The 1,127-nt window shown below is 61.0% G+C and carries 1 protein-coding gene; it reads left to right on the forward strand.

The features are described from left to right. Positions 1-1,110, forward strand: a 1,110-nt coding sequence (locus tag NKH02_RS34350; protein ID WP_352884269.1) for an IS110 family RNA-guided transposase, incomplete at its 5' end; no start/stop codon positions are given. Between the last annotated feature and the right edge of the window lie 17 nt (positions 1,111-1,127).

The following is a 1,127-nucleotide window of genomic DNA, read 5'->3' on the forward strand; positions in this document are numbered from 1 at the left end:
AGGATCCTGTGTGTTGTTCCCATGCTATGTTTGAAGTGGGAAGGAGACCGAGAGGATCCTGGTCGTCCTTTCACAGGACAGGCCGCGGCATGGCTCGGTCCCTTCCCACCGGTGAACCATCAACCTGAACAGTTGCACGGGGCTGTTGGCAGCAGACCCCGCACCACAGGAAGAGGCATGGACATGATAATGCAGAACTACGTCGGCTGCGACATTTCCAAGCAGTGGCTCGACTTTTTTGATGAAGCAAGCGGTCGTTGCCAGCGCATCGACAACCAGGTCGAAGCGATCGCTGCCTATGTGACAGGCCTTCACCCTGGCCGTGACTTCGTTGTCATGGAGGCGACAGGGGTCCATGACCGGCTGCTGCGCCATGCGTTGGCCAAGGCCGGCGTTGCTTTCTCGCGACACAATCCGGCGCACACTCACCACTATGCGAGGTCGACGGCGCGGCGCGCCAAGACCGATCGTCTCGATGCCAGGATGCTGAGCGGCTATGGTCGTCGCTACCACCCTGAAGCCGAGCCGGCGCCGCGCGAGGAAGGTGAGCGGCTTCAATCACTTGCCCGCCTGCGCGACCAACTGGTCGAGATCAGGGCAAAGTTGAAGAAGCAGCTCAGTGAGGCTTTCGACGAGACCGTCATCACCGAGTTCGAAGAGCTGATCGCAACCTTCAACACGCGCATCAAGGCGCTCGAAGCCCGGATCGCCGAAGTCATTCGCCAAACCGAAGATACTGCCCGCGACAACACGCTGATGGTCTCCGTGCCCGGTGTCTCCAAGGTCACTGCGTTCTCTCTGCTGGCGCACCTGCCCGAACTCGGCCTGCGAACCCCCAAGTCGATAGCGGCGCTCGCGGGCCTTGCTCCCTTCGACAACAAGAGCGGCAAGCTCAACCGCAGGAGCCAGATCCAGGGCGGCCGAGCGCGCGTGCGCCGGGCCCTCTACATGGCAGCGCTCGGCGCCATCCGAGCCTGCGAGCGCTTCAGAGTTTTCTACAGCGCCATCGCAGCCCGCTCAGGATCCAAGAAGCTGGCTATCATCGCCGTCGCAAGGAAGCTTCTCGTCGTCCTAAACGCCATCATTCGAGACAAAAAAGCTTTCGCATGAACACAGTTGCCATGCCG

The organism is Mesorhizobium sp. M1396, from assembly GCF_040317725.1.
In the GTDB taxonomy this organism is placed as follows: Bacteria; Pseudomonadota; Alphaproteobacteria; order Rhizobiales; family Rhizobiaceae; genus Mesorhizobium.